25 protein-coding genes are annotated in these 23802 nt (G+C 61.4%); 22 read left to right on the plus strand and 3 right to left on the minus strand.

What is annotated here, in order from left to right; all coding sequences use genetic code 11:
• Positions 1–670: 670 nt before the first annotated feature.
• The 20 genes from ABG80_RS20575 (at position 671) to ABG80_RS20670 (ending at position 21182) form a co-directional block, all read left to right on the plus strand.
• Positions 671–1231 (plus strand): lytic transglycosylase domain-containing protein, encoded by a 561-nt coding sequence (locus ABG80_RS20575; RefSeq protein WP_058089412.1) that lies wholly within the window; start codon positions 671–673, stop codon positions 1229–1231.
• A 23-nt stretch (positions 1232–1254) separates the two neighbouring features.
• On the plus strand, positions 1255–1878 hold the full coding sequence (locus ABG80_RS23660; RefSeq protein WP_235513983.1) for an OmpA family protein: 624 nt from the start codon (positions 1255–1257) through the stop codon (positions 1876–1878).
• Positions 1879–1893: 15 nt separating this feature from the next.
• Positions 1894–2166: a hypothetical protein gene (locus tag ABG80_RS20585; RefSeq protein ID WP_133611053.1), complete on the plus strand. Its 273-nt coding sequence runs from the start codon at positions 1894–1896 to the stop codon at positions 2164–2166.
• Between the two features lie 25 nt (positions 2167–2191).
• Positions 2192–2569, plus strand: a complete 378-nt coding sequence (locus ABG80_RS20590; RefSeq protein ID WP_058089415.1) for a hypothetical protein — start codon at positions 2192–2194, stop codon at positions 2567–2569.
• A gap of 38 nt (positions 2570–2607) precedes the next feature.
• Positions 2608–2916 (plus strand): type IV conjugative transfer system protein TraL, encoded by a 309-nt coding sequence (gene traL / locus ABG80_RS20595; protein ID WP_058089416.1) that lies wholly within the window; start codon positions 2608–2610, stop codon positions 2914–2916.
• A 53-nt stretch (positions 2917–2969) separates the two neighbouring features.
• Positions 2970–3527 carry a TraE/TraK family type IV conjugative transfer system protein gene (locus tag ABG80_RS20600; RefSeq protein ID WP_160322625.1) on the plus strand — a complete coding sequence of 186 codons (558 nt, stop codon included), beginning with the start codon at positions 2970–2972 and terminating at the stop codon, positions 3525–3527.
• A gap of 12 nt (positions 3528–3539) precedes the next feature.
• Positions 3540–4343, plus strand: a complete 804-nt coding sequence (locus tag ABG80_RS20605; protein WP_083506330.1) for a TraK domain-containing protein — start codon at positions 3540–3542, stop codon at positions 4341–4343.
• An 8-nt stretch (positions 4344–4351) separates the two neighbouring features.
• Positions 4352–5818 (plus strand): TraB/VirB10 family protein, encoded by a 1467-nt coding sequence (locus tag ABG80_RS20610; protein WP_083506331.1) that lies wholly within the window; start codon positions 4352–4354, stop codon positions 5816–5818.
• A gap of 4 nt (positions 5819–5822) precedes the next feature.
• Positions 5823–6605, plus strand: coding sequence for a DsbC family protein (locus tag ABG80_RS22210; RefSeq protein WP_058089420.1), 783 nt, complete (start codon positions 5823–5825; stop codon positions 6603–6605).
• 2 nt (positions 6606–6607) lie between these two features.
• Positions 6608–7354 carry a TraV family lipoprotein gene (locus ABG80_RS20620; protein WP_058089421.1) on the plus strand — a complete coding sequence of 249 codons (747 nt, stop codon included), beginning with the start codon at positions 6608–6610 and terminating at the stop codon, positions 7352–7354.
• Positions 7355–7367: 13 nt separating this feature from the next.
• On the plus strand, positions 7368–9989 hold the full coding sequence (traC, locus tag ABG80_RS20625) for a type IV secretion system protein TraC (protein ID WP_058089422.1): 2622 nt from the start codon (positions 7368–7370) through the stop codon (positions 9987–9989).
• Complete coding sequence (locus ABG80_RS20630; protein ID WP_058089423.1) at positions 9986–10528, plus strand: hypothetical protein; 543 nt, start codon at positions 9986–9988, stop codon at positions 10526–10528. Before traC ends, ABG80_RS20630 begins: the two co-directional genes overlap by 4 nt.
• Positions 10525–11181, plus strand: a complete 657-nt coding sequence (locus ABG80_RS20635) for a S26 family signal peptidase (protein ID WP_058089424.1) — start codon at positions 10525–10527, stop codon at positions 11179–11181. The genes ABG80_RS20630 and ABG80_RS20635 overlap by 4 nt, the downstream gene beginning before the upstream one ends.
• A gap of 22 nt (positions 11182–11203) precedes the next feature.
• Positions 11204–11887 carry a type-F conjugative transfer system protein TraW gene (gene traW, locus ABG80_RS20640; protein WP_235513979.1) on the plus strand — a complete coding sequence of 228 codons (684 nt, stop codon included), beginning with the start codon at positions 11204–11206 and terminating at the stop codon, positions 11885–11887.
• Positions 11888–11988: 101 nt separating this feature from the next.
• Complete coding sequence (locus ABG80_RS20645) at positions 11989–12930, plus strand: TraU family protein (RefSeq protein WP_235513980.1); 942 nt, start codon at positions 11989–11991, stop codon at positions 12928–12930.
• Positions 12917–13594 carry a type-F conjugative transfer system pilin assembly protein TrbC gene (trbC, locus tag ABG80_RS23900; protein WP_058089427.1) on the plus strand — a complete coding sequence of 226 codons (678 nt, stop codon included), beginning with the start codon at positions 12917–12919 and terminating at the stop codon, positions 13592–13594. Before ABG80_RS20645 ends, trbC begins: the two co-directional genes overlap by 14 nt.
• Complete coding sequence (locus ABG80_RS20655; protein WP_058089428.1) at positions 13591–15672, plus strand: conjugal transfer protein TraN; 2082 nt, start codon at positions 13591–13593, stop codon at positions 15670–15672. Before trbC ends, ABG80_RS20655 begins: the two co-directional genes overlap by 4 nt.
• The gene (traF, locus tag ABG80_RS20660; protein ID WP_058089429.1) at positions 15669–16631 is read left to right on the plus strand and encodes a conjugal transfer protein TraF; all 963 of its coding nucleotides are present in this window, start codon (positions 15669–15671) and stop codon (positions 16629–16631) included. The genes ABG80_RS20655 and traF overlap by 4 nt, the downstream gene beginning before the upstream one ends.
• 31 nt (positions 16632–16662) lie before the next feature.
• Positions 16663–18141, plus strand: coding sequence for a conjugal transfer protein TraH (locus ABG80_RS20665; RefSeq protein ID WP_058089430.1), 1479 nt, complete (start codon positions 16663–16665; stop codon positions 18139–18141).
• 8 nt (positions 18142–18149) lie between these two features.
• A complete protein-coding gene (locus tag ABG80_RS20670) occupies positions 18150–21182 on the plus strand; it encodes a conjugal transfer protein TraG N-terminal domain-containing protein (protein WP_058089431.1) in 3033 nt (1010 codons plus the stop codon).
• 75 nt (positions 21183–21257) lie between these two features.
• On the opposite strand, the gene ABG80_RS20675 is transcribed toward ABG80_RS20670, so the two are convergent.
• The gene (locus ABG80_RS20675) at positions 21258–21593 is read right to left on the minus strand and encodes a hypothetical protein (protein ID WP_152987774.1); all 336 of its coding nucleotides are present in this window, start codon (positions 21591–21593) and stop codon (positions 21258–21260) included.
• A 175-nt stretch (positions 21594–21768) separates the two neighbouring features.
• Between ABG80_RS20675 and ABG80_RS20680 the strand changes: the two genes are divergently transcribed.
• A complete protein-coding gene (locus tag ABG80_RS20680; protein ID WP_058089433.1) occupies positions 21769–22179 on the plus strand; it encodes a hypothetical protein in 411 nt (136 codons plus the stop codon).
• A gap of 172 nt (positions 22180–22351) precedes the next feature.
• Positions 22352–22963: a hypothetical protein gene (locus tag ABG80_RS20685; protein WP_058089434.1), complete on the plus strand. Its 612-nt coding sequence runs from the start codon at positions 22352–22354 to the stop codon at positions 22961–22963.
• A 41-nt stretch (positions 22964–23004) separates the two neighbouring features.
• Here ABG80_RS20685 and ABG80_RS20690 read toward each other — a convergent pair whose 3' ends face one another.
• Together ABG80_RS20690 and ABG80_RS20695 are read right to left on the minus strand one after the other, a co-directional pair.
• A complete protein-coding gene (locus ABG80_RS20690) occupies positions 23005–23187 on the minus strand; it encodes a hypothetical protein (protein WP_058089435.1) in 183 nt (60 codons plus the stop codon).
• Between the two features lie 89 nt (positions 23188–23276).
• Positions 23277–23642 carry a hypothetical protein gene (locus ABG80_RS20695; protein ID WP_058089436.1) on the minus strand — a complete coding sequence of 122 codons (366 nt, stop codon included), beginning with the start codon at positions 23640–23642 and terminating at the stop codon, positions 23277–23279.
• Between the last annotated feature and the right edge of the window lie 160 nt (positions 23643–23802).

Here is a 23802-nt window from a genome sequence, read left to right on the forward strand (position 1 = left end):
GCCGCCGCAGACTATTGATGTGCATCGCCGCAGTCCAGCGAAAAGGCAAACGTAACGGGCAGGTGTTTAAGCTTCCGTAGGAAAAGCCTTTCCCGATATACTGGTCGGTTTGCGCGACGTTTCGATTGCATCGCACACGCACAGAATGACCTGCGGCAGCCTCCATCGCGACAGCCCTTCTGCCATTTGCGCGAAGCCGCTAACCATTTGAATTGATTAGCCTTTAAGGCAATTCCCATTGCCCATTAATGCCATTTAGGCAGCCGCGGAGCGGCTTAGCGGCAGCGGCTGCCGGCCCTTTGGGTAGGGCCGTTATCTGTTACAGAAGGCCCTCGCAGGCATTTCCTCATGCGCCCGAAGCACGAGCCTATTTGCGTCTATTCGTAACCCAGGGTTACGCACAAATATGCGGCAAGTGCTTGATTCTCCGTCGCAACTGGCCCTTTCCGCCAGCTTTTGGCAAAGCGAAAAACCTTTCATCTTCTGTGACTTGCTTTGATTCGTCAAGGCAAAAGGACATCCCGTTACATCTGCTTTGAAACGCGACTTTTCTGCATCGATTTCCTAGAGTCGCCCCCGTGTTGGCCAACTTCCTCGGCCACACACCCTTGTCAAGCGTTCACCCGGGGCCAGCCGCCCCGGGTTCTTTTCCGCTTGAGGACACGAAGAGATGCAGAAGCACAGGTGGATCAATCGGCGGATCGTTGGGGCGACAGTCGCATGCACTGTCGCCCTCGCGTGCGCGCTCATCGCCCCATCAGTTCATGCCTCCTCCAAGCGTGCACAACAGAAGAAGGCTCCTGCGACGTGGGCCAGGTGCTTCTCGATCAGCGGTGCGCGCTACAACATCAACCCATACCTGTTGGCCGGGATCTCCGTTGTTGAATCCCGAGGCAACCCTGCGGCCGTCTCCCCCTCCCCCGCATATGGCCTGCTGCAGGTAGACCACAGCTGGCTTCCCAAGCTCAAACAACGGTTCGGCTTCACCAAGAGCGACCTCTTGGAGCCCTGCACCAACATCGATGTCGCGGCCTGGATCTTGGCTCATGAGCTCAAAGCCAAGGGCGACACCTGGGAAGCCGTAGGCGCTCTCAACGCCGCTTGCACGACGCTCAAAGGAGCGCGATGCCGCTCACAACGCGCCTGGTACAGCTGGAAGGTTTACCAGGCCATGGCCAACCTCACACCAGAAGACGTGGGCCATACAGCACCCACGCAGGCTCCGCAATGATCAGCAAGCTCAAGTTCATGGCCATGGGTGTCGCAGTTGCTTTGTGCGGCTGCTCATCCGTTCAACAAGAAACCCCGCCGCAAGCTCCGCCTGTCCCAGTCGGCTTCCAGCAACTCGACAAGGGGCTGTCCCAGACCTTCGTGACATGCCAGCCTTGCGCCCAACCAACGCAGAAGACGCTTTGGACTGCCCCAGCGCCTTCACGGCAGCCCGCAGCAAGCACCAACGCTGCCCCAGCCCAAGAAGCCTCCCCAGCAAAGCCCCAGGTCGACAAGGAAACGATCGTCGCCACGAGCGTGCACTTTGCCTCCGACTCGGCTGCGCTTGATGCCACTGCCAAGTCTCGCCTCAAGGCCTTCTGCCAAGGCCGCATGCAGCTCGACGGCCTGACCGTCACCGGCCACACGGACAGCACTGGTGCCCCAGTTCGCAATCATCGACTTGCCCAGCAGCGGGCAAGGACCACATCGCAGTTCCTACGCGCATGCGCTGAACAGCAAGGCACAGCACTGCATGTCGACGAGCAAGCCAAGGGCGCTTGCTGTTATGTCGCACCCAACAACTCACCCGAAGGCCGTGCGATGAATCGAAGAGTTGATGTTGAGCAAGCGGCCAATGCCCTGCCCACCAGGCAGGCCGATCAGTAACTGGGGAACCGACAAATGAATTCAGGCAATGAAGGCACCGAAGAAGGACGTAAGCACAGCGGAGCCAAAGGCGTCCATATGGTCGAAGGGTGCAGGCGAATCCTGCTCTCCAACGACCTATTGGACGACCTGGGTGAGCTCCAGCGCAAGACCCAGCCCCGACTGGACATGCGGTATCTCGTCGAGGGCGCCATCTCGGCGCTCTTGGCAAGCCCCGGTGGTCTGGAGAAGGTGGCTGAACACGCTCGCCAGCGCCTGCGTCAGCAGCTGGACAAGCACAACACATGACCTTTCTTCTACGGAGCTTCAAGCAATGACTTCCCTGACCATCAACGCTGCTGTCGCCGCGAACCAAACGAAGGCACAGGCCTTCCTGCAGACCTTCTTCAAGTACCTGCCCTACGCCCTGATCGCCATGCTCGCGGTCATCGGCCTGATGGAGGCCGCACACGCTGTCGGCACCCTGGATGCCACCGCCAAGGGCCAGGCCCTGAAAGCTGCCTACACCGCCGTCGATGACCTGACTGGTGGCTACGGCAAGGCCTTGGTGCTGTCGATCGGCTTCATCGTCACGGTCTTCGGCATCCTGGCCTCGCAAGCCACCGGCCCGGTCCTCAAGTACATCGGTATCGCGATCTACGCGTCGATGGCTCTGGGCGCCGCTTTCGCCCTGGGCGGCGCGCTGATCTGAAGAAGCGCCACTGAGCAACACCACTGCATGACCAGCCCATGACTCAACAAACAGAAGATCCGGACACGATCATCATCAACAGCATCAAGGATCCCTGGAAGCTGCTGGTCCTCGATCTTGACATCGCCATGGGTGTAGCGCCCACGGCATTCATGGGCTTCATGCTCAAGCACGAGCTCATCGGGCTGGCCATCGCAGTGGCCGTTGCATACAAGTGGCAGACCTCTCGCAATAACAACCCGAAGGGGTTCGCATTCCGCTGGCTGTGGTGGCACACCCCCGCCTCCTTGTGGACGCTGTTCAAGCATGTCTGCCCACCTTCTCACAAGCGAGAGTTCATCGGATGACTTCGCCCATAGCAGCCAAAAACACCATCGCCGACACCAAGTCCTGGCTCTCGGTGTCCCTGCTCGTCAACGCCGCCCAGGCCTTGGCGATCATCGTCCTCCTATTCATGTTCATGTCGGCCAGGAAGGCCGAGAAGATCGTCCAGCAAACCCCTGATGGCGACCGCAGCCGTTGGATCAGCGAAAGCTCGGGCCCATCACGACAGAAGATCATCGACACGGGCTTCTTCATGAGCTCGTTGACGCTCGACGTGTCACCTGGATCCGTGAAAACCAAGGGCGAACTTCTCAAGACATGGATCCCTGCCTCCGGCTGGGACGTCATGAACCGCAAGATCCAGAAGGCCTCACTCGCACTGGAGCGGATCGGCGGCGTTCAAAGCTTCAACCCCCTCTTCGCCACGCCAGACCCTGAGCGTCTGCGCATCGCGCTGACAGGCGAGTTCCGCCAATGGGTCAACGGGGTCCCCATTCCCACCGAGACCCGCACCTACGCCTACATCTTCACGCAGGACGGCTCGCGGCTGTATCTGGCTGACTGGTTCGAATCGAGCAAGGACAAGCCCTTCGAGAAGTTGAAGACCGAAAACGACGAGACGGCCGGAAAGTAAACGGACACAGCCATGACGACACCCTTGAACACCTTGCGCGCCCTGCTGCTCGCCGGCCTGATCAGCACATCCGCTCTCAGCGTCGTGCAAGCCGCACAGTTCATCACTGTGCGAGACGGCGACAGCTCCATCGCCAGCATGTCACTGCGCGACCCGACGAGGATCACCCTGCAGGGCGGCAAGATCGTTGACGTGGTTGGCGATGTCTACGACCAAACGCGCAATCCGAATGGCCGTATCACCGTGATGACGGACGCCGAATCGGGTGAGATCTTCGTGCAGCCGGTACTGGTTGGCGGTGCCGGCTACCAGGCCGTGACGCTGACGCTCAAAACGGACTTGGGCACCTACTCGCTTCTGCTCAAGCCTCTCGATATGCCCGCCGATGCGATCGTCATGCAGTCGAGGGGCAAGGCCCAGCCCCCGGGGGCCGCGCGCGCTGCGAGCAGCTACTCGCAGGAACCAGCCCGTGGGCAGACGCCGGAGTTCACCAGCTCATCCTATGTTCGAAGCATCAAAGGATGGATGCTGGCAATGGCATCGAATCGCGCGCCCGAGGCCGTCGATGTTCGTCGGGTTGACAAGCGGATCGCGCTGTGGAGCGAGGTGACTTTCACTCTGGACGACAGCTGGGTCGGCAAGGCCATGGTCGGCGACCGATTCACGCTGACCAATGTCTCCGATCGCACGCTGATTCTGGACGAGCGTGAGTTCTATCGAAACGGCGTCCTTGCAGTCACGGTTTTCAAGCACCAAGTCGAACCCGGCACCAGCACGCCCGTGTGGGTTCTGCGCACACGCTCTGAGCAGGACTGAGAGCCATCATGAGCCTGAAACAGATCAAACTCCCCGGCCTGTCTCTATACCGGAACCTTTCGACCAAGCAGAAGAAGACGGCGAACATGGTGCTGGGTGGCCTGGCCAGCGTCATCCTCGTGTCGTTCGTGTCCTGGGTGCTGAGCAGCAGCGCCCCGCCTCCCCCACCTCCGGAGCTCGAGAACGTCACGCCGGCCGAGCTCAGCGCCCCCGGATCGAACAAGGTTGACCCTCAGCAGTATTGGATGGCGACCGAGCGCAAGCGCCTGGACCACCTGGAGGAATTCGTCAACAAGATCAAGCAAGAGCGCGATGGCCGAGGTGCCCCCACACCGGCCGCCACCTCTGCTGCGTCCCAAGCCGAGACGGCTGCCCCAGCGGCATCCAGCGCATCTGCACCTGCTCCAGGTGAAGCCAAGACACCTGCGACAGGAAAGCCAGCAGTCGTCGTGGTCGAGAGCAATGATCGTGCGGGTGGCAAACCGACGCCATACCCCAAGCAAAGCCAGATTGCTGGCACAGGTACAAACGGCATTCCTGATCCTCAACGGGTCAATCCGAATGCACCTGGTGCACACCTCGGCCTCACGCAGTACCCACCAGGCTCTCCCAACTCCAACGCTGGCAGCGGCCCCCAGTTGGACGCCAGCGCCGCTCGTGCTCCGGTGATCATCTCTGTGAAAGCCGGCGCCAGCGGCGCCCAGGGCGACAAACCCGCAGGTGATGGCCAGAAGGCAGCAGGGCCAAAGTGGAACGTGACCCGCAACTTCCTGCCCGTGGGATTTGTCCGAGCAAAGCTGCTTGGCGGCATCGACGCGGCAACAGGGGGGCAATCGCAAAGCGATCCCCAGCCCGTTCTCTTCCTACTCCAAGACGATGCCATCCTGCCCAACGGCTGGCGCTCCAAAGTGCGCAACTGCTTCATCGTGGGCGGCGGTGTGGGGGACATCTCGTCCGAACGTGCATACATCCGCCTGCTCACCCTGAGCTGCGTCAAGCACAACGGCGATGTCCTGGAAGCCTCCGTCAAAGGGTCCGTGTTCGGCGAAGACGGCAAGAACGGCATGAGAGGCCGCTTGGTCACCAAGCAAGGCCAGATCCTCGCAAATGCCGCCATGGCTGGCATTGCGTCAGGTATTGGCAAGGGCTTCGGGAACCAGGGCACGACAGTTTCGCAATCACCCTTGGGCGTTACGACCCAGCAGTCCCAAGACGCCAAGACCATCCTCAACAACTCGATGGCGCAAGGCTTCGGCAGCGCGATGGACCGACTTGCCCAGTATTGGATCGAACGTGCCGACCGCATGTACCCCGTCATCGAGATCGATGCAGGACGCATGGTTGATCTGGCATTCACCAAGGGCATCGAGATCGACATCGTGCCCGGCGACGACGACGTTGAAGCCCTCCAGGCTGCCTCCGGTCGAAACCTGGACCGCAGCGCCGAGATCTCCGCTCTATTCAAGGACATGTGACCTCATGAGACACGCCACCATCCTCACAACGATCAAAGCCGTGACCATCGGCCTGGCGCTGAGCCTTGCCACGGGGGCGCACGCCCAGGACGATGAGGCCACAAAGGTGTTGTCCAAGTTGCGTCAACTGCAGCCTGCAACCAAGTTCGACAGCGTGAAGACCTCGCCGCTGCCGGGCCTGTTCGAGGTGGCCATGGGACGCAATCTGGCGTATGTGGACGCCAGCGGTCGTTACTGGGTCTTTGGCCACGTCTGGGACATGCAAAGTCAAACCGACATGACCCAAGAACGCATGGCCGATCTCGACCGAGTGGACTTCAACCAGTTGCCCACCGAGCTGGCCATTCGCTTCATCAACGGCAAGCCACTGCGCACCCTGGCCATCTTTGCCGATCCCAACTGCGGTTACTGCAAGGTGCTGGAAAAGGAGCTTCCCCAGCTCAAGGACACGCAGATCTACGTGTTCCCAGTCGGGATCCTCGGCCAGGACTCCATGAGCAAGGTACAGGCCATCTGGTGCAGCGCTGATCGAGCTGCTGCGTGGAAAGCCTGGATGACCAAGGCCGTCCAACCTCCAGCAGCTTCGGCGGCTTGCATCGCAGCTGCCCCCGTCGAACGCTTGAGCCAACTGGCGAAGTCACTTCGAGTCGAAGGCACCCCGACGTTCATCGCAACTGATGGCCGCAAGCGCGCAGGTGCTCGTTCCGCGGCAGAGCTATCCGCCTGGTTGGGCAATCAGCCCACGAACGCAGGACAGGCTGTTTCTCTCAAGTCCACGAAGGAATAAGCATGATGACCTCATCGCTCATGCGCCCCATTCTCAATCCTCTGCTCCGCGGCATCACTGTGGCCGTGATCGCTGGGGGTGCTCTTTCGGGTTGCGCTGGATTCTTCAACGGCTACGACGCCGAGAACCAGTTCAAGTGCAAGGCCCCTCCCGGTGTGCAGTGCCAGTCGATCAGCGGTGTCTATGCCAACTCCCAGGGGGGCACCTCTGCATCGAACCAGGCAGCCCCCCAGGAAGGCCGCCGTGCAACCGATTCGACCTCGGGCGCCCTGCCCTTGCCCGCTGCCCGAAACATGGGGGCAGGCCTGCCTCCTACCTATTCGGGCGCGATCCGCTCCGAGCCGACCACCATTCGCACGTGGGTTATGTCGTACAAGGACGCCGATGGTGACATCGTCGACCAGTTCTACGTGTACATGGCGCTGGACTCCGGCCATTGGATGATCGAGCACGCGCAGCAGCTCGTCCGAGACAGCTATGCCCCTTCCCGCCCTGTCAGGGCCATGGGAACGGGCCTGCCCACCGCAGGCAGTGGGTCCAGCGCAAATCGCCCGACATCTGTGCTCCCTTCCGACGCAGCCGACAAAGGCCAGGACACGGCAGCAGGCAGCACGCCAGCTGAACAAAACAACACCCAGGACCCCGCCTCCATGATCCAGAGGATCCAGGAGGCCATGCGCCGCGCCAGTCAACCTGGTTCGAATCCGCCAGCAGACGCGGATGAGACAAGCCCCAAGCCCACGCGTTGATCAGGAAGCCCAAATGTTGGACCAGTTGAAGCGCCTGATGGCTGCCAAGCCCATCGAGTTGTTCGATGTCTCCCAGCACTTTGCCAGCGGCGAAGTGGAGGTGGACCCTTCCGACCCATCCGACCGGCTGGCCCATTGGTTGCCGTATCGAGCGTACGACAAGGCAAACGAGGTCTTTGTGAACGAAGACTCCATCGGTTGCGTGATCGGCTTCACCCCACAGACGGGTGCTGATCAGTCCATGGTCGACAGCCTGAAGGGCATCTACTCCATCCTGCCAGACAACACCGGCCAGCAGTTCACCCTCTTCGCATCGCCACACATCGATGACCTGCTGAAGCGCTACGCTTCCATGCGAAGAAACGATCTGAACCATTCGGGTGTCATGGCCCAGTTCGGTCGACCAGGCCGCCACGAGAACATCTCACGGTCCATGGCACGGAGCCGCTTCGCGTTCATGAAGTCCGGTGTCATGGAGTCGCTGGTGCCCTCGGTTCCCCTCATGATTCGAGATTACAAGGGCTTCTTCTGCTTCACATTGCCTGGCGGGGTTGACGACACGAGCCGCGTGAGCGAGCTCTCCGAACTGCGCGATCAGATCATGTCCACGTTCCGCACGGCTGGGTTCCACGTGCGCAACTGGAATGCCACAGAGCTCATCAACTGGACTGCTGACTTCTGCAACGCGCAGCGCTTCTATGGCGAGCGCGCGCACCTCACCTACGACGAGAGCCGCCTCATCAACGAACAATGCGTGGGCCCTGACGCCTACTCGAACTGGCGAGATCCGCGCCGGGCCATCCTGGCCCAGGGCGGAGCCGAGGAGAAGCACACCATTGATCTGCGCATGATGGTGGTCGACAAGTACCCCGAGCGAAACGCGCTCTGGAACATGGGCATGCTGATCGGAGATCTGTTCCAACCCGCCCTGCAGGTCCCCTGCCCCTACAGCATCACGCTTGGCACCTGGATCGGCGACCAGAACAAGGAGAAGGCCGGCGCGACTGTCAACTCGATCAAGGCCGAGAAGGATGCCCAGTCTGAGATGGCCCAGATCGACCCCGGCATGACCAAAAAGGCCAAGGAGTGGGCTGCGACGCGCAAGGCACTCAACGATGGTCGCAAGATGCTGGATGCCTACATGTGCGTGGGCCTCTATGCCAATCCGAAGCTGGCAAACCGCGCTCAAAACGCGATGCGCAACATCTTCTACAGCCGCGGCTTCGAGCTGAAGGTGGCCCTGCGTCGCCAGGAGCAATACTGGTATGGCAGCTTGCCAATGACCATGTCAAAGGGCTTCGCCGACGAGATGCGCTTCAACAAGCAGCTCACGCCCAAGCACAGCGGCAACGCCATTCACCTGGCTCCGCTCATTGCTGAAGGCCGTGGCACTGGCACGCCCGTCCTTCTCGGCGTAGGCCGACGCGGGCAGATTGCGCCCATCGACCTTTTCGACAATGAGTTTGGCGGCAAGAACGCATCCGTCGTCGGAGCCACCGGCTCGGGCAAGTCCACGCTCCTGCAGGAGATCGCCGAGTCGTATTACAGCTGCGGCGCCAAGGTCCGTGTTTCCGAGAAAGGCCGCTCGTTCCAGAAAATCGCCGAACGCCTGAACGGCCAGTTCATTCGCTTCGTCAGCCAATCCCGCATTTGCGTCAACCCGTTCTCCATGGTCAGTGAGCCCATGGAGATCGATGGCGAGATGTGCGGCGGCATTGACGACGACGTGGCGCTGCTGCAGCCCATGGTGGCCAAGATGGCATCCCCGAGCCAGGACCTCGATCCCGCCGTCTACGCAACGATCGCGACCGTCATCAAGGAAGAGTTCATCAAAAAGGGTCGCGAGATGACCATCACGGACGTGCGCGAGCGATACCGCACGGGCCGCATCTACGAGGACCGCCCCGTCGATCAGCGCTACCTGGACCTCTACGACATGCTCGCGCCCTGGTGTGTTGGCGGCGTCTACGAGAAGTGGTTCAACGGCGTTTGCAACATCGACTTCAGCAACGATTTCATCGTCTACGAAACACAGGATCTGGAGGCCAACCAGCACCTCCACGGGGTGATTCGCCAGATCCTCATGTACAAGACGACACAGGAGTTCCTGGTCGAGCGCAAGCGCCGCAAGATCTTCATCCTGGACGAGGCCAAGGACGACCTGGCCGGCCACGGCCCCGACGACCAGGCCTCTGGCGAGTTCCTGGAAAACATGTACCTGCGCGTGCGCAAGTACGGTGGCTCGGCCATCACCGCATCTCAGGACGTTGCGCACTGGATGGTGTCTGCGGCAGGACGCAGCATCTTCAACCAGTCGGACTTCATCTTCATGGGGTCGCAGTCAGAGACCTCCATCGCCGCAGCTGCAAAGTCCGAGTCTTTCATCATGGACGACCAGCTCAAGCGCCTCATCGGCACGCTCTCCGGCGAATCCGGCTACTACAAGGAGTGGTACTTGCACTCCAAGATCTACAAGGGCGTGATCCGCCTGCTGCTCAACCCCTCGAAGGTGCTGCTGTTCAGCAATCGTGCCGAAGACAACAACCCGCTTGACGAGCGCATGGCGGCGGGCATGAGCACAGCCCAGGCCATCGACGATCTGCTCGCCGCCCGAGGCATCACGGAGCCCGCATGAGTGACACGACCACCAAATCCCCCCAAGGAGGCGATGCCCATTCCGCCTCTGTTCCTGACGACAGCGCGATGACCAGCCAGGATCAACCCTCGACCGGCATCCGCATCGTCCTGATCGCTGCGATGACCTCCATCGTTCTGACAGCCTGTGCGCTTCTGGTCTACGACCGATTTGTTCGTGATCCACGTACCCCCCGGCTCGGAACCGTAGATATCGGGCAGATCTTTGCAGCGAACCAGGCGGTTGCCATCAAGAAGCTGCTCTCAGGCTCCTCGAACATGCCAGCCGATGCCCTGGGAGCACAGGCTGGCCAGGACATGTCCAAGCAGTTGCAAGACTTCTCACGTCGCTGCGGTTGCCTGCTGATCGCCAGCCCGGCAGTTTTCGGAAGCACCCTGGCCGTGCCCGACTACACCGTTGCGATCAAGGCCGCCTACGGGCTGACGGTGGATCCGGCCGAGTTCCGCGTGCCCGTTCCCCAGCAAGGGCTGGGGGCCGGCCAGCTCGCTCCCCAGACCTCCCCCGGAAACGCACCATGACCACGGCACCAAGCCCACAGGGCCCGCACCAGCCGATCGCTCTCACCACCCTTCTGGTGGATCTCGTGACCCGCCGCCCTGGCTGGGATGAGCGCTGGAGCAGGTACAAAGCCACCCAGCCCGCCATCGCGCGCCGCCGGCTGCCGTGGGTCATCGCTCTCTTTCTGGCTGTTTGGGTGACTTCACAGCACCTTGCGATCGGGTTCGTGACAACACAGAGCATCGATGCCCACCTGGTCCTGGTCCTCAAAGGCACCACGCCGAAGAAGGGGGAACTTGTGGCGTTCATCTACACCGGACAAGACATCGGCGGACACAGTCCGGGCGATGGCATCGTCAAGGTGTTGGCCGGTATCCCTGGCGATCGGATCGAACGCTCGGGCCGCGACTTCTTCCTTGATGGTCACCCCCTGGGGCACGCCAAGGAACGATCGGGAGTAGCCAAGAAGAGCTGGACCACCCGCAAGCTGGAAGAGCTGGGCTGGGCCAAGCCTCTGAAGAGCGTGCCGCTGCAGGCATCTGAAGGTGGCGTGATTCCTCCTGGCCATGTTTGGGTTCAGGGCACTGACCGCGATGCCCTGGACTCGCGGTACGCAGCCATGGGGCTGGTGCCGGTGAACACGTTCCTCGGCCGGGCCATCAAGATCTTCTGAGGCGTCCATGGCACACCTTCCTTTGCGCCAATCCAACGCCGTCGCGCACCTCACGAAGCTGGTCCTGGCGCTGTCGCTCGCCTCGATCGCTTCCACCGGCGGGGCCAAGACTTATTCGAGCGACCTTGGAACACTGGGCCCGACCTACGAGATCAAGGAACCCGATCTGCTTGAAGACATCACTGCCACGCTCCGAAAGAAGGAAGCCAGCGGTGAGCTCGCTCGAATCCAGGCTGAGGGACGGCAGCGCGCCATTGCTTCCATCCGCGAACCGAAGCCGGTCCAAGGGCTCAATCGCACGATGGTGGCGCGCACCCGCTACTGGAACCCCTCCATCTCCATCGAAGAGAACATCATCGATGACAAGGGCCGTGTCGTTGTGCCCAGAGGCACTGTCACGAACCCCCTGGACCACGTCCAGCTCAAGCGCAGCATGTTGTTCTTCGACGCCAGGGATCCTGCGCAGCTGGCCTATGCGAAACAGGCCATCGCCAAGCTCGGATCGGGTGTCACGCCCATCCTCGTCGGCGGCGCGGTGTACGACCTCATGGATCGGTGGAAGGTCCGGCTGTTCTTTGACCAGCAAGGGCTGCTGGTCAAACGCTTCGGCATCCAGCAAGTGCCTGCCTGGGTTTACCAGGAAGGCAAGGTCATGCGGATCGACGAAGTGATCGCGCCAGCTGCAGAGAAAGACGGAAAGTCATGATGCACCGCCTCCACAGCTGGCTGCGCAGCCTTGGCGCGGTCGTCCTGCTTCTACTGGCCACCCATGCAAATGCGGTGGCTCCAGGCACCTGCTTTGGCCGGATGGCCAACCCGATCACGGACATCTGCTGGTCCTGCATGCTGCCCATCACCATCGGCGCAGCCAACCTCACGCCCACACCCAAGCAAGACGACCGCCCCAACCCGGGCAGCCCCATTTGCATCTGCCCAACATCAATGTTTCCTTGGGTCAAGATCGGTCTGGAGATCGGCTTCTGGGAGCCAGCACGGATGGTCGAGGTCGTTCGCACACCCAACTGCTTCCCGGGCCTTGGCGGTGTCTCCATCGGCATGACCAGCACGGCCCCAGAGGCGGGCCAGGACTCGCGCACGGTCATCGGAGGCGGTGCCAATGCATCTTTCTATCAGGCTCACGTCTACGTCAACCCCCTGCTCTACATCCTTGGCCTGTTGTCCGGCCTGGATTGCCTCGAGGACGGCGCTTTCGACGTCGCCTACGTGACCGAGCTGGACCCGATGTGGAACAGCGATGAAACGACCCTGCTGCTCAACCCAGAGGCCGTGCTTTTCGCGAGCCTTCCGGCTGCCATGACATGCGTGGCGGACTGCGTGGCTTCGATGGTCGGTATGCCGATCGATTTGATGATGTGGTGCGCCGGCTGCAACGGGATCATGTACCCCGCCAACGGCCACGTTCAGGAACATATCGGTGGTATCGAAGCGTCAGCATTGATCGTCACCCGCATGCTCTTCAAGATGCACCGCGAGTTCCTCGCCCGCCAGTATTGGGGCGAGGAGGCCGTCTGCGGCCCCAAGGTCGCCCCCTTGATGACGAAGTCGGCCTACAAGAAGAGCCTCGTCTACCCCCTCAACCAGACCACGATTGCAGGCCAATGCTGCTCGCCCCTTGGGCGTTCATCCGTCCTGTGGGGTGCAGGCATGGAATTCCCGGTTCGGGGCGAGGACTACGTCTACCAGATCTTCCGCAAACGCAACTGCTGCGCCTCCTATGTCCAAAAGTGATCGATACCGCTTGAGCCTGGTTCTGATCCTGGGTGTGCTGTGCGTTGCAGCTCGGGCCCAGACCATCCCGCGCGTCCCGGCTGCACCCGCCGGCGTTCCGGGCCAGGTCCAACTTCCCAGCGCAGCAACTCGTCCGGGTGCGCAGCCGCCGATCGATCTCGAAGGCCTGGCCAGGCGCTTCGAGGCGACCAAAGGTGCTGCACAGCAGTCAGGCACGGCCGACAACCGCATCCCTGACGGGCTCTTCGTCTTCGTGAGCCTGGGCATGCCGAAGGACGCGTTGGCACGGATCGTCCAGCAGGCCGAACGCGCTGGCGCAACGCTCGTTCTTCGGGGTCTGGTGGACAAGTCCTTGACCGCTACAGCCATGGCCGTGAAAGACGTCATCGGTGAACGCAAGGTGTCTTGGATGATCGACCCTCGCCTGTTCAAGCTCTATGGGATCACTGCAGTTCCTGTGACCGTGATGGTTGAACCTGGTGCATCCATGCAATCGTGTCAGGATCAACGCTGCAACGGCCAGGCCAACTTCGCCAAGGTCGCCGGAGATGTCTCACTGCGCTACGCACTGGAGGAGATCGAGCGTTCAGCCCATCCATACCTGGCGGCCCAGGCCACCACTTCGCTCAAGCAGTTGAGCGACCGGGAGGGCTTTGCAAAATGAGGCAGCAAGCCCACGCCCCGACCGAGGGCCGCTCCCGCGGCATCAGAGCGACCTGGGCCACGCCCAAGTCGCTCGCCGGCTTGCCGTGGGTGGTGCTCGTACTCGTCTCCTTCCTGGTCCTGACAAGTCCGCCCCCAGTTCGAGCAGCTGACAACGATCCCCAGCAGATCTTCAACGATGCGAAGGCGCTGGGCAAGGCTCGCAACAGCGATCTGGCCGGCACCATCAACAACGACACGGCGAAACAGAATCTGCCGACCTACAAGGGCCAGACATCCACCCCAGAGACGGAGGCCTACGCACAGAACCCCACTGCAGCGACCGCAGCCTTGCGAGCCAAGTGCACCGCGAACCCGAACGACGCAACCTGCGCAGGCGTGAATTCAGGCACCCAGAACCGCCAGAAGGTCTACATCCGTCTGGACGACAAGGCCCTTGCGGGCCGTACCGCTGTCACGAACCCTCAAGCAATCCTGGGTGACTTCTCTACCACCTACAACGCTTGCACCACCACCACCCCGGAAGTGCAATCGGCCGCCCAGTTCGCTGAGAAGACCTGCAGCCTGGATTTCACCAACACCAGCACTGCAAGCTGCCAGAAGAGCTTCAACATACTCGGCTCGGATCGGTACTCATGCACGCCGGGAACCTGGTTCTCAGCAACCACAGTTTTCCGCAACGGCGCCGACAAGATGGAGATTCAGGCGTTGTGCGAACCAACCCGCCTGGACGGACGCAGGACGTATCGCGTCTGGGCCTATGGTGGCAAGGGTGCATGCATGGGCTGGCAACAGTTCGAGGTCGACATGAACACCCCGACCTCGGACCCATGGGCCCACAAGGTCGCAGACCTGTCGCCCCATTGGGGCGGCGGCTGCAAGGGCGTCCAAGTCTACGAATACGGTCCCGGGTGCCAAGGTGGTACGTGCACGAAATCGTTCCACTTTGTGTGGCCTGGTCGTGAGGAGCATTGGGGCACCCTGTCTTTCGAAGAGCCCCACATGACCCAGAAGGCTCAGGAAATGACCATCAATGAGTGCGAGCCCTATGAAAAGATGGTCCCCGCCGGAGCGCTGCCACCTGATGGCGACAACACAGCACACACCAGCTACTCGCTACCACTGAATGCGCTCAATATGCCTCATCAGTGCGCGCGTACGAACAGCGTCTGCCTTGAGGGTCCAGAGACGCGAGTGTTCGACGGCAAGGCCGTCTACAAGAGCTGCTGGCGCTACCAGAACACCTTCTCATGCTCTGACCTTGCGACGAGCTCGACGTGCTCGGCGTCCGACGCAACCCAGTGCAACCAGGTCAACCCTTCCGTGTGCAGCGTGGCAGGACCTGGCGGCTCATGTTCCAGCGTCAGCTTCCCTCTTCAGTGCCCCACCGCCGAAGCCAAGTACAACGCTGCCGTCAACTGCGGCCCCAGCACGTTCTGCTCTGGCGGCTCCTGCTACGACAGCACCAACCAGGCCAGCCAGCCGCCCACTCAGTTTGTGACCTCTGTGAGCCAGCTCGCCGCAGCAGCCGAGGCATCCGAAGACCTGGACACAGCAACCATGACCATCTTCAAGGGCAAGGCCTTGAAGTGCAAGAACTACGTCCTGGGCTTCGTCGATTGCTGCGACAGCCGAACGATCCTCGACTCGGTGGGCGGCGGCGGCACTTTGCTGCTGGCCTGCAAGTCCGACTGGGACCAGGTCATGGAACTGTCTCAGAAGCGCGAACAAGGACTGTGCCACTGGAACTGGAAGTGGACCTCCAAGAAAGGGCCACTGGGTATCACGATCGAGGAGTCCGAGTCCTACTGCTGCTTCAACTCGAAGCTGGGGCGAATCATCAACGAGCAAGGCCGGGCTCAGATCGGTAAGGGCTGGGGCAGCAAGAGCAATCCGGACAACCCGGACTGCACGGGCTTCACCGTGGAGCAGCTGCAGAGCCTCGATTTCTCCCAGATCGATTTCAGCGACTTCTATGCGGACATCAAGCCCGTGATTCCCTCTACCGACAGCCTGATCGACAAGGCAGGCAGCAGCGCCCCAGAGTGCTACTACGGAGCAGGCAAATGCCAACAGTGACCCAGCTCATCGCCGCGCGCATCAAAGCGATGCTCGTCGTTTTCCTGGCGGTGGCCAGCGCAACGCCCGCGTTTGCCCAGGCCACCTCGTCAGAGCAACTTCCCTTCTACGAGCGTCGGGGCGAAGGCTGGTTCTGGTACGAGGACAAGGCTCCAGAGCCCAAGGACAAGAAGCCGGAGCAGGCAAAGAACCCGCCGGCAGCCTCACCGGCTCCGAATGAGGATGAGCTGGACCTGGCCAAGTTCTCCTCATTCCAGAAGCAGTTGGACGATGCAATGAAGATCGCCACCATCAACCCGAGCGACAAGAACATCGTTCGAGTGTTGACGCTCATGGCTGAGACCAGGCGCAAGGCCGCCGTCTTCACTGACGCCGGCATGCGCGTGGCTGCGCTCAATCCCATGGTCGATGACCGCTACAACGGCCAGAACGTACGTCCCCCGAATCCGGCGGCGACGGCCGCATGGGACGCGGCCTCTCGCCAATCCCAAGAAGCCAACATCAAGGCCCTGGCGAAAACGCACGGCATCTTTTTCTTCTTCAAGAGCGACTGTCCCTACTGCCACGCCTACGCCCCTCTGCTCAAGCGCTTCGCGCTCCGCCATGGTCTGACCATCTTCCCGGTGACGATGGATGGCGCCACCATCCCCGACTTCCCGGACGCTGTCCCAAACAACGGCATCGCCGGGCGCTTCGTCGACCAGTTGGGCATTCCACGCGAACAGTTCGTCGTGCCCTTCACCGTTCTGGCCAAGCCCACAGCACCCCAGGAAATCGTTCCAGTCGGCTTTGGTGTGATGAACGAGGACGAGCTGAGCGAACGCCTCGACCTCTTCGCCCGGGAGGCAACCCGCGCTCGATCCGATGCCCGATCGCCGGGCTGGCAAGCTCCTGCAGGCACGGCGGCAGCCCTGGGACGCACGGCCGCCGCCGCCGGCGTCACGCCTGTCCGCCCCTGATCAACAGCCCCAACAAGACCACGGAGGCCCCATGCGCCATCTCACCCGGAAACTGCCCTCTCGCCGATCCGTCGCCGTCGCCTGCTCTCTCACCCTGCTGCTGGCCGCACCGGCCGGCTTGACGCCCGCGCAGGCAAGTCTGCAGACCGAAATGGCGGACATGTTCAAGGCCTCGGGAATGATGGCCAATGACACGCCCCCCAACGTCTACCACTCCCAGAGCAGCAACATCGCCGCCCTGGGTGGCCTGCAGGTCCGCACGCCTGTCCAGAACTACCAGATGATGAGCTACGACCTGCCGTCCATGAAGGCGGGCTGTGGCGGCGTCGACCTGCGCTTGGGCTCTTTCTCGTGGATCAACACCGAGAAGTTCAAGCAGATGCTTCAGCAGATCGGCAACAACTCCGTGGGCCTGCTCTTCTCTGCCGCGATCAGCACGATCACACCGCTGATCGGCGGCAAGATCGAAATGCTGCTCAAGCAGGTGCAAGACGCGTCCAACTTCTTCTCGAACACCTGCCGCAGTGCAGAGATGGCACTCGATGGCCTCATGGGAAAGAAGACGGCCGATACCTACAGCGCGTGCATGAAGGTTCAGCGGCTGTTTGCCAAGGACGAGGAAGAGGCCCGCACGAAGTGCCAGGACCAGGCTCCCGACGTGAACCAGGCAGCGGCCAGTGACAGCAACCCCGCCGTCCGTGCCGTTGCCCAACGCGATGTGAACCTGATCTGGGACGCGCTCAAGAAGACCAAGCTCACGCATGAGCAGCGCGAGCTCTACATGAACGTCACGGGCACCGTGATCGTGCGCGCCAAGCGCGACAGCAGCGGCGACACCAATCAGACCATTCCCCCGGTCTTGGACAGCTTGAACGTTCTGGAGAAGGGCAACACCACTCCTCCCTCCAGCGCTCAGCCAGGTGACGTGGCCATCGCGGGCTGGTGGAGCTGCGATGAGGACGCCGACCCCGAATGCCTCAACCCCAAGAACACCACCACCAAAGTGTTCACCCCCTTCGCCCAACAGGCGTTCAACCGCATGACCGCGCTGCTGAACGCCCTGTGGAACAACAAGGAGCCGTCCCTCTCCGACCAGAACTTCGTGAACTACTCGTCCTTGCCGATAGGCATGATGCTCCGCGTGGGCTACATGTCTCGGCGCGACGATCTGGCTCGCTCGCTGACGAATCGTTATGCCGACGTGATCGGCTACGACTTCGCCTACAACTTCCTCTCCCGGTCGATCCTCGACGCCAAGGTCTACCTCGCCAACGGCGCGCATCGCCGCGGCGTAGAGGACATCGAGGTCGACAACATGATCTCGCGCATGGATGCCCTCATCAACCAGCTCGAGGGCCAGCGCCACATCAAGGCCACCGACAACATCGGCATGTCGGCCATGGTCACCAACATCGTTGACACCGAGCGGCAGATGTACGCGACCTTGCCACAAGGACTGCAGAACATGATGACCTTCTCCAATCACATGAGCGCAATGCGCGGTCGCTGAGCCAGGCCATGGACTTTACGATCTACACCTACGGCGATGTGAGCGCCCTCTACGGGATGCTCAACGGCGTCGTGATGATCATGGGCGACGACGTCTACAAGACGATGATTCGCATGATGCTGGGTTTCGGCGCCATGACGATGATCCTCTACATGATGCACGCCGGCGTTCATGCTCACCGCGGCTGGAAGTGGCTGGTCACGGTCGCGCTGATGTCGTCCATCCTTTTCACGCCGAAGGCAAACGTCATCATCGAAGATGCGACGGGGCACAGCTCGCCGGCCGTGGTCGCCAATGTCCCCTACGCCCTCGCCTTCCTGTTTGGCACGAAATCAGGCTTTGGCCACGACCTCACGGTCATGGGTGAGGCCGGTTTTCAGACCATCCCCTCCGGCGTCAGTGGTGCTCCCGACTTCGTCCTTCCGTCGGAGCTGAGCTACCTGCAAAACGGGATGATGTTCGGCGCCCGCCTGGTCGACGCCTCGCGAAGCGCGAACATCCCGGATGCAGTGCTGCGCACCGACCTGACCAACTACGTCAAGGACTGCGTCATCCCCTCTGTGGGCCATCTCATCAGCATGGACGACCTGATGAAGTCCACCAACCTCTGGGGTTTGTTCGCCAACACCAACAACGCACTGTTCGCCTCCTACTGGGACAGCGGCGAGTACAAGTACGCCACCTGCCCCACCGTTTATGCGATCCTGGACTTGAAGATTGCGGCAGCCACCAACGACGTGCTCACGCGCATCGGCACCATGGTCTTCCCTCAGGCCAAGGACGCAGCAGCTGCCAATGCCTTGCTCCAGCCCGGCCTGGTCGCGGCCTACTCCAAGGCCAACATCGCGGCCGCGAGCGCTGATGCCAACGCGATCATCCTCCAGAACGCCCTCATCAACGTCATGAGCGACGCCTCTGCGGCCATGGCCACCCAGATGGGCGACTCGGCGGCCGTGCTGCAGGCCTTCGCGCGCCAGCAAGGCACCGTGCAGGTCAATTCCTCGCTGATCGCCGAGGGCGAGTCTGTGAGCGCCTCGCTGGCCATCCTCAAGAACATCCTCGATGTCATCCTCATTGCTGCATTTCCCATCGTGGCACTGCTGCTGATTGCTACCGAAGGTGAAGGGCTGAGGTCCCTGGGCATCAAGTACATCCTTGCCCTGGTATGCATCGAAGCATGGCCGTTCATGAACGCGGCCGTGAGTTTCGTGGGCAACACCTATGCTGCGCATCGCATGGCAATGGCAGGTGCGCTCCCGGGTGGAGGCAGTGGCATGGCCTTGATCAATGCCGACGCCATCTACTCCGGTGCGATTTCGGACCTGGCCATGGTTGGCATGGCCATGAAGTTCGTTCCCGTGATCTGCTTCGGATTGTTCTTCGGCATGGACAAGGCCGTCAGCGCCATGGCCAGCGGTGCCTCTGGCATGGCCGCGACGATCGGGCGCAAGACAGCGGAAGCCATGACCGGCACCGTTAGCGGTGGCTCGGCCAGTTTCGACAACTACAGCCTGGCCATGCAGAAGACCGACGCCAACATGGTCCGGATGGACAATGTGGCCGGCTCTACCTACTTCGATGCCCGGAACCCCTTCAATGCGGATGCTCGCCGCTCGGAGGCGAGGCTCGGCAGCAGTCCTGTCAAAGTATCCGATGTGTTCCAAAGCACCCAGCGCTGGAGCGAAATGTCCCGGGAGCAGCAGAGCTTGGCCCATGGGCAACTGGACAGCGCGTCGTCATCTCTCAATGCCAACTACCAGGAAGCCATTGCTTGGGCGCAATCTCGAGGTGATCGCACATCCCTCGATCGCCTGACGCAGGCCGGACGGAGCGATAGCTACGCGCTCTCTTCAGCCCAACAGGACCGACTGGTTGATAGCCTGGCTCAGAATCTTGGCATCTCCGTCACGGAAGCGAATAGACGTGAACTCAGGAGTGCGGTGGATGCATCGCTTGACGCCTCAGTGAGTTCCCCTGCGAAGGGATTCTTTGGTGGGGTCAGCGCCAGTATTCGAACAAGCCTTTCTCATGCTGGCTCGCGCGCCAATTCGGAGCAAATCGACAACGCTCTGAGGCGTACAACCGATCAAGCCAGGACCATGAGCCTTGAGAACCGCGCGGCGACACTGGAATCTGTTGTCCAGCAAAAGGGGTTCGCTGAAGGGGATACCGAGTCGAAAGAGCTTTCCAAACGGATCTCCTCCGACGTTTCACGAGCTCGCGGCTACGTGAAGAGCGCTGATGTGGCACTTCGATCGTCCCAAGAGTACGCACAGGCCGCCGAGTCCGCCAAGAGCGCGACTCAGCAGATCGGCTTCGACTTCGTGCGCGAGTACAACGCCTACGCGTGGTCTTCGCTGGGTAAGGACCCCAACGACATGAGCGCAGCAGAGCACGCGGCGACCATGAAGAGTTTCTTCTTGAACCGCACCCAACTTGCTCAGGACGACAAGGGCTCGTTCCTAGCCCTGCGAGAATTCAACGACGTATCCGACTACCTGGCCGGTGGTGGGCACCTCCGGTCAGCAGATGCCTTTGGCGATGGTCGACTGGATCAGCAGTTCACAAAGGATCGGACCCAAAACCTGGCCACGCAAACTGCCATCACTCCCGGCAATGCGAGCGCCGCTACTGTTCGTGGCTCGGGGGCTGGCAATCGTGCAGCAGTTGGGGGAGCGGCCGGCGCTGGGGGCGTCGACATGGCAGCCCCACTGGAGCGGCCTACTGACCTGGCGCCACTGGAAGGCCAAGCTACCCGCGACGCGGCTGAGATCCAGCGGGACGCGATGGCTGGCTCGGGCTCAGTGAAGGCGAAAAACGACGACGAGAAGGCCCGCTTGGATGGCCTGATGGATCGGGGCTTGAAGAACGCGCCCACGGACGGCTTCTCCTCCGGTCCCAACGACATCGCAAAGATCGACCGAACCCATCGGCCGATGCCGGACGTCAAACCTCCAGCTCCGCCGGCGCCGAGTGCGGTCGACCTGATTCCGAAAGGCCCAGTCCCCGACCGCTCAGCAGTCGATCGGATTCCAAAATGAACGGCCACCGTCTAGCCAACGGGACGTTCATCGTGGACGCCACCACGCTCACCAGTCTCAGCCACGAACTGCTGCTCACTGACGATGGTCACTCGTGGGATCCACAAGAGAGCCGTGGTAGATGTTGTCTGGTTCGTAAGCGTAAGAGGGATCGGTCCACCGACCATGGCCCTCGTCGTCCGACATCGAACGATCACCAACCGGATGATCGGCTATCTGCTCGCCCTCTTGCCAGAGCGTCTCGTCCACTCGCCGGGCATCGGCCCTGGTCCAGTGATAGGGATAGCCGTCCGCGACAGCTGGCCGCATTTGCACCGACTCCCTGTACGCATGTACTGCCCCGGCCATGCCGCGGCCCAGGCCCTGCAAGGCCTCGCGTACTACAGCGACCAGGTAGTCCCATGCATCCATGGCGTGCTCCTTCAGTTCCCAAAATTCATTCTCGGCCACTTCCTGGGCGCCGTGAGGACCAGGAAGCGCATTTTCATCATACCAAATTCAGTTTTCCACGGGGGAAAAGCAGTTTCCAGCCCCTTGCGCCCGCGCGTGGGGGGCCTGTGACCCGCGCCTGTTCCAGGAGAGAAACATGCTTTTCGAGTCCGTCACGTACTGGCGCTCCGGCGCCTGGCTGGTCCGCGTCCAGGCCGGCTTTACCAACAACCGGGCCTCGGCCGAGGCCTTCGGCTTGCTTCCCATGCGGCTCGAGCGGGATCACGACCGCCTTGTGCTTCTCACAGCCCAAACCGGCGTCGAGCTCGGCGAGGCGTACGACGAGAACATCACCGTGTTCCGGCTGAAAGCCGGCGTCGACGTGGCCACGCCGGTCAACCTGGACGACTACAAGCAAGAGGCACTGCCGATCAGCCACTTCACCCATTTCCCCGAGCTTGAGCAGCTCACCTGCGTGGGCCATGGCGTGAACGAGGTAGATGAGCTGGCCCTCGCCATCCCTTTTGGCGACGTCGACGTCGAGCACCACCCTCTGGAGCGCCCATGAACCTCTTCTGCGACAGCTGCGGCCACCGAGGACCCGAAACCGCATTTTTTCCTGCAGGTGCCGCCTGCTTTACCTGCCCTGATTGCGGCGAGTTCGACGTGCACCCGGATGAGCATGCTGACACAGCCGTTCTCGGGCCTGACCACTTCACCGACTTCCTGCAGAGGAAACCATGACCGACCAAACCCAAGCTCCAACCGCTGCTACACGCCTGAGGGCGTTCTGGGCGTCTTTCTGGCCAATCGTCAAGGCGACGGCCTTCGCGCTGATGCTCCCGTTCAACTTCATCGGTGTCCTGTGCCTGATGGGGAATTTCAGCGTCGAGGACCTGCGCAGCATCGGCACCAGCATGGTCGTTGCAGATGACGCAAGCATCGCCAGCGCCTTCTACAACCTCAAGGCGATGTACATCGGCTTGGTCTTCCTCATACTCTGTGTTTTCATTGCTGTGGGTGGCTTTGGACCAGCCGTCAATGAACCAGCCGACCGGGTCCGCCTCCGGCTGATGCAACTGATGCCTGGTCAATACTCCGACAGCACAAAGCACACAGCCGTGATGGCGGTGCTATGTGTATTACTGGTCGGAGTGCTGATCATGATGGGCGTCGGCACGACCCCTGGCCAAGCGCCCCCGTCTCTTCGAGCGAACAGCCAGACGGCTGCCAAGGAAACCTGGGCAGCTGTCCTTCAGCCTGACGGCACCATTTTGCGAGGCACGGCTAAGGTCACCCATGCCCCTGGGGCTCAAACCTACCAAGTCGAATTGACGGCCCAACGTGAGTAAGGGGGTGAATCCTCGGCGGCCTCGCTCTCATGAGTTCTGGCTTACCCCTTGTCCGCCGGGTCTTGGGATTCGGCGGGCCGGCCCAGCGAATACACCGTCAGTGGATAGTTCATCTCATCCTGTCCTGTAGCAGTGGCCAGCAGCACCCATCCAGCGGCCAAGTACTTGTTGGCCTCGTTAACATCAGTCGTCCGCCGAATTTCCTTGATTTTGGGATCACTCATCGCTCTACCTACCTTTCGAATTCGAATGCCATTGGACCTGTGAGTGTAGCGATGCTGGAAGAGCGCGAACGGACTGCCCGGTGCGAAGCTCAGGACCTCAGGTAGCGGTCATACTTGACCGCGCCTTGCGGCGTCACGGTGAAATGCAGGTTACTGTGTGCGAACAGCTCCGCCTCGATTCCCCCATAGACCGAATCGAACAGCCATGCAGCAATGGCCACCTGGATGGCCACCTGCTCAATCTCTGCTTGCGGACGCGCGCTTACCGCGGCATCGGCCAATTGCTTGCCCCAGAAAGGGATGGCGCCAGCAGCCCATTCCGCTCCCTTGCTACGCACCAGATCCTCTTTGGTTTCGGCAAGTACCATCAGGGAAATGGGGTCAACTTGGACCTCAGCATTGAAGCGGGGCTCTCCTGCTTCGTCGAGCACGACGGTTGTGATCTGCATTCCCATGTCGATCAGCAGGAAGAGGCTTCAGGGCACTTCGCGTAACCCGTTCTTCGCGGCGATCCGGCGCGAAGTGACCCACAAGTGCCAAGTCAGAGGGTTTTGAGGACGCAGGCAGGACGTGACAAGGCCCGCAGTGGCCGCAGGCGCCCTGCAAAACCCCATT

This window comes from Aquabacterium parvum (assembly GCF_001447195.1).
In the GTDB taxonomy this organism is placed as follows: Bacteria; Pseudomonadota; Gammaproteobacteria; order Burkholderiales; family Burkholderiaceae_C; genus Aquabacterium; species Aquabacterium parvum.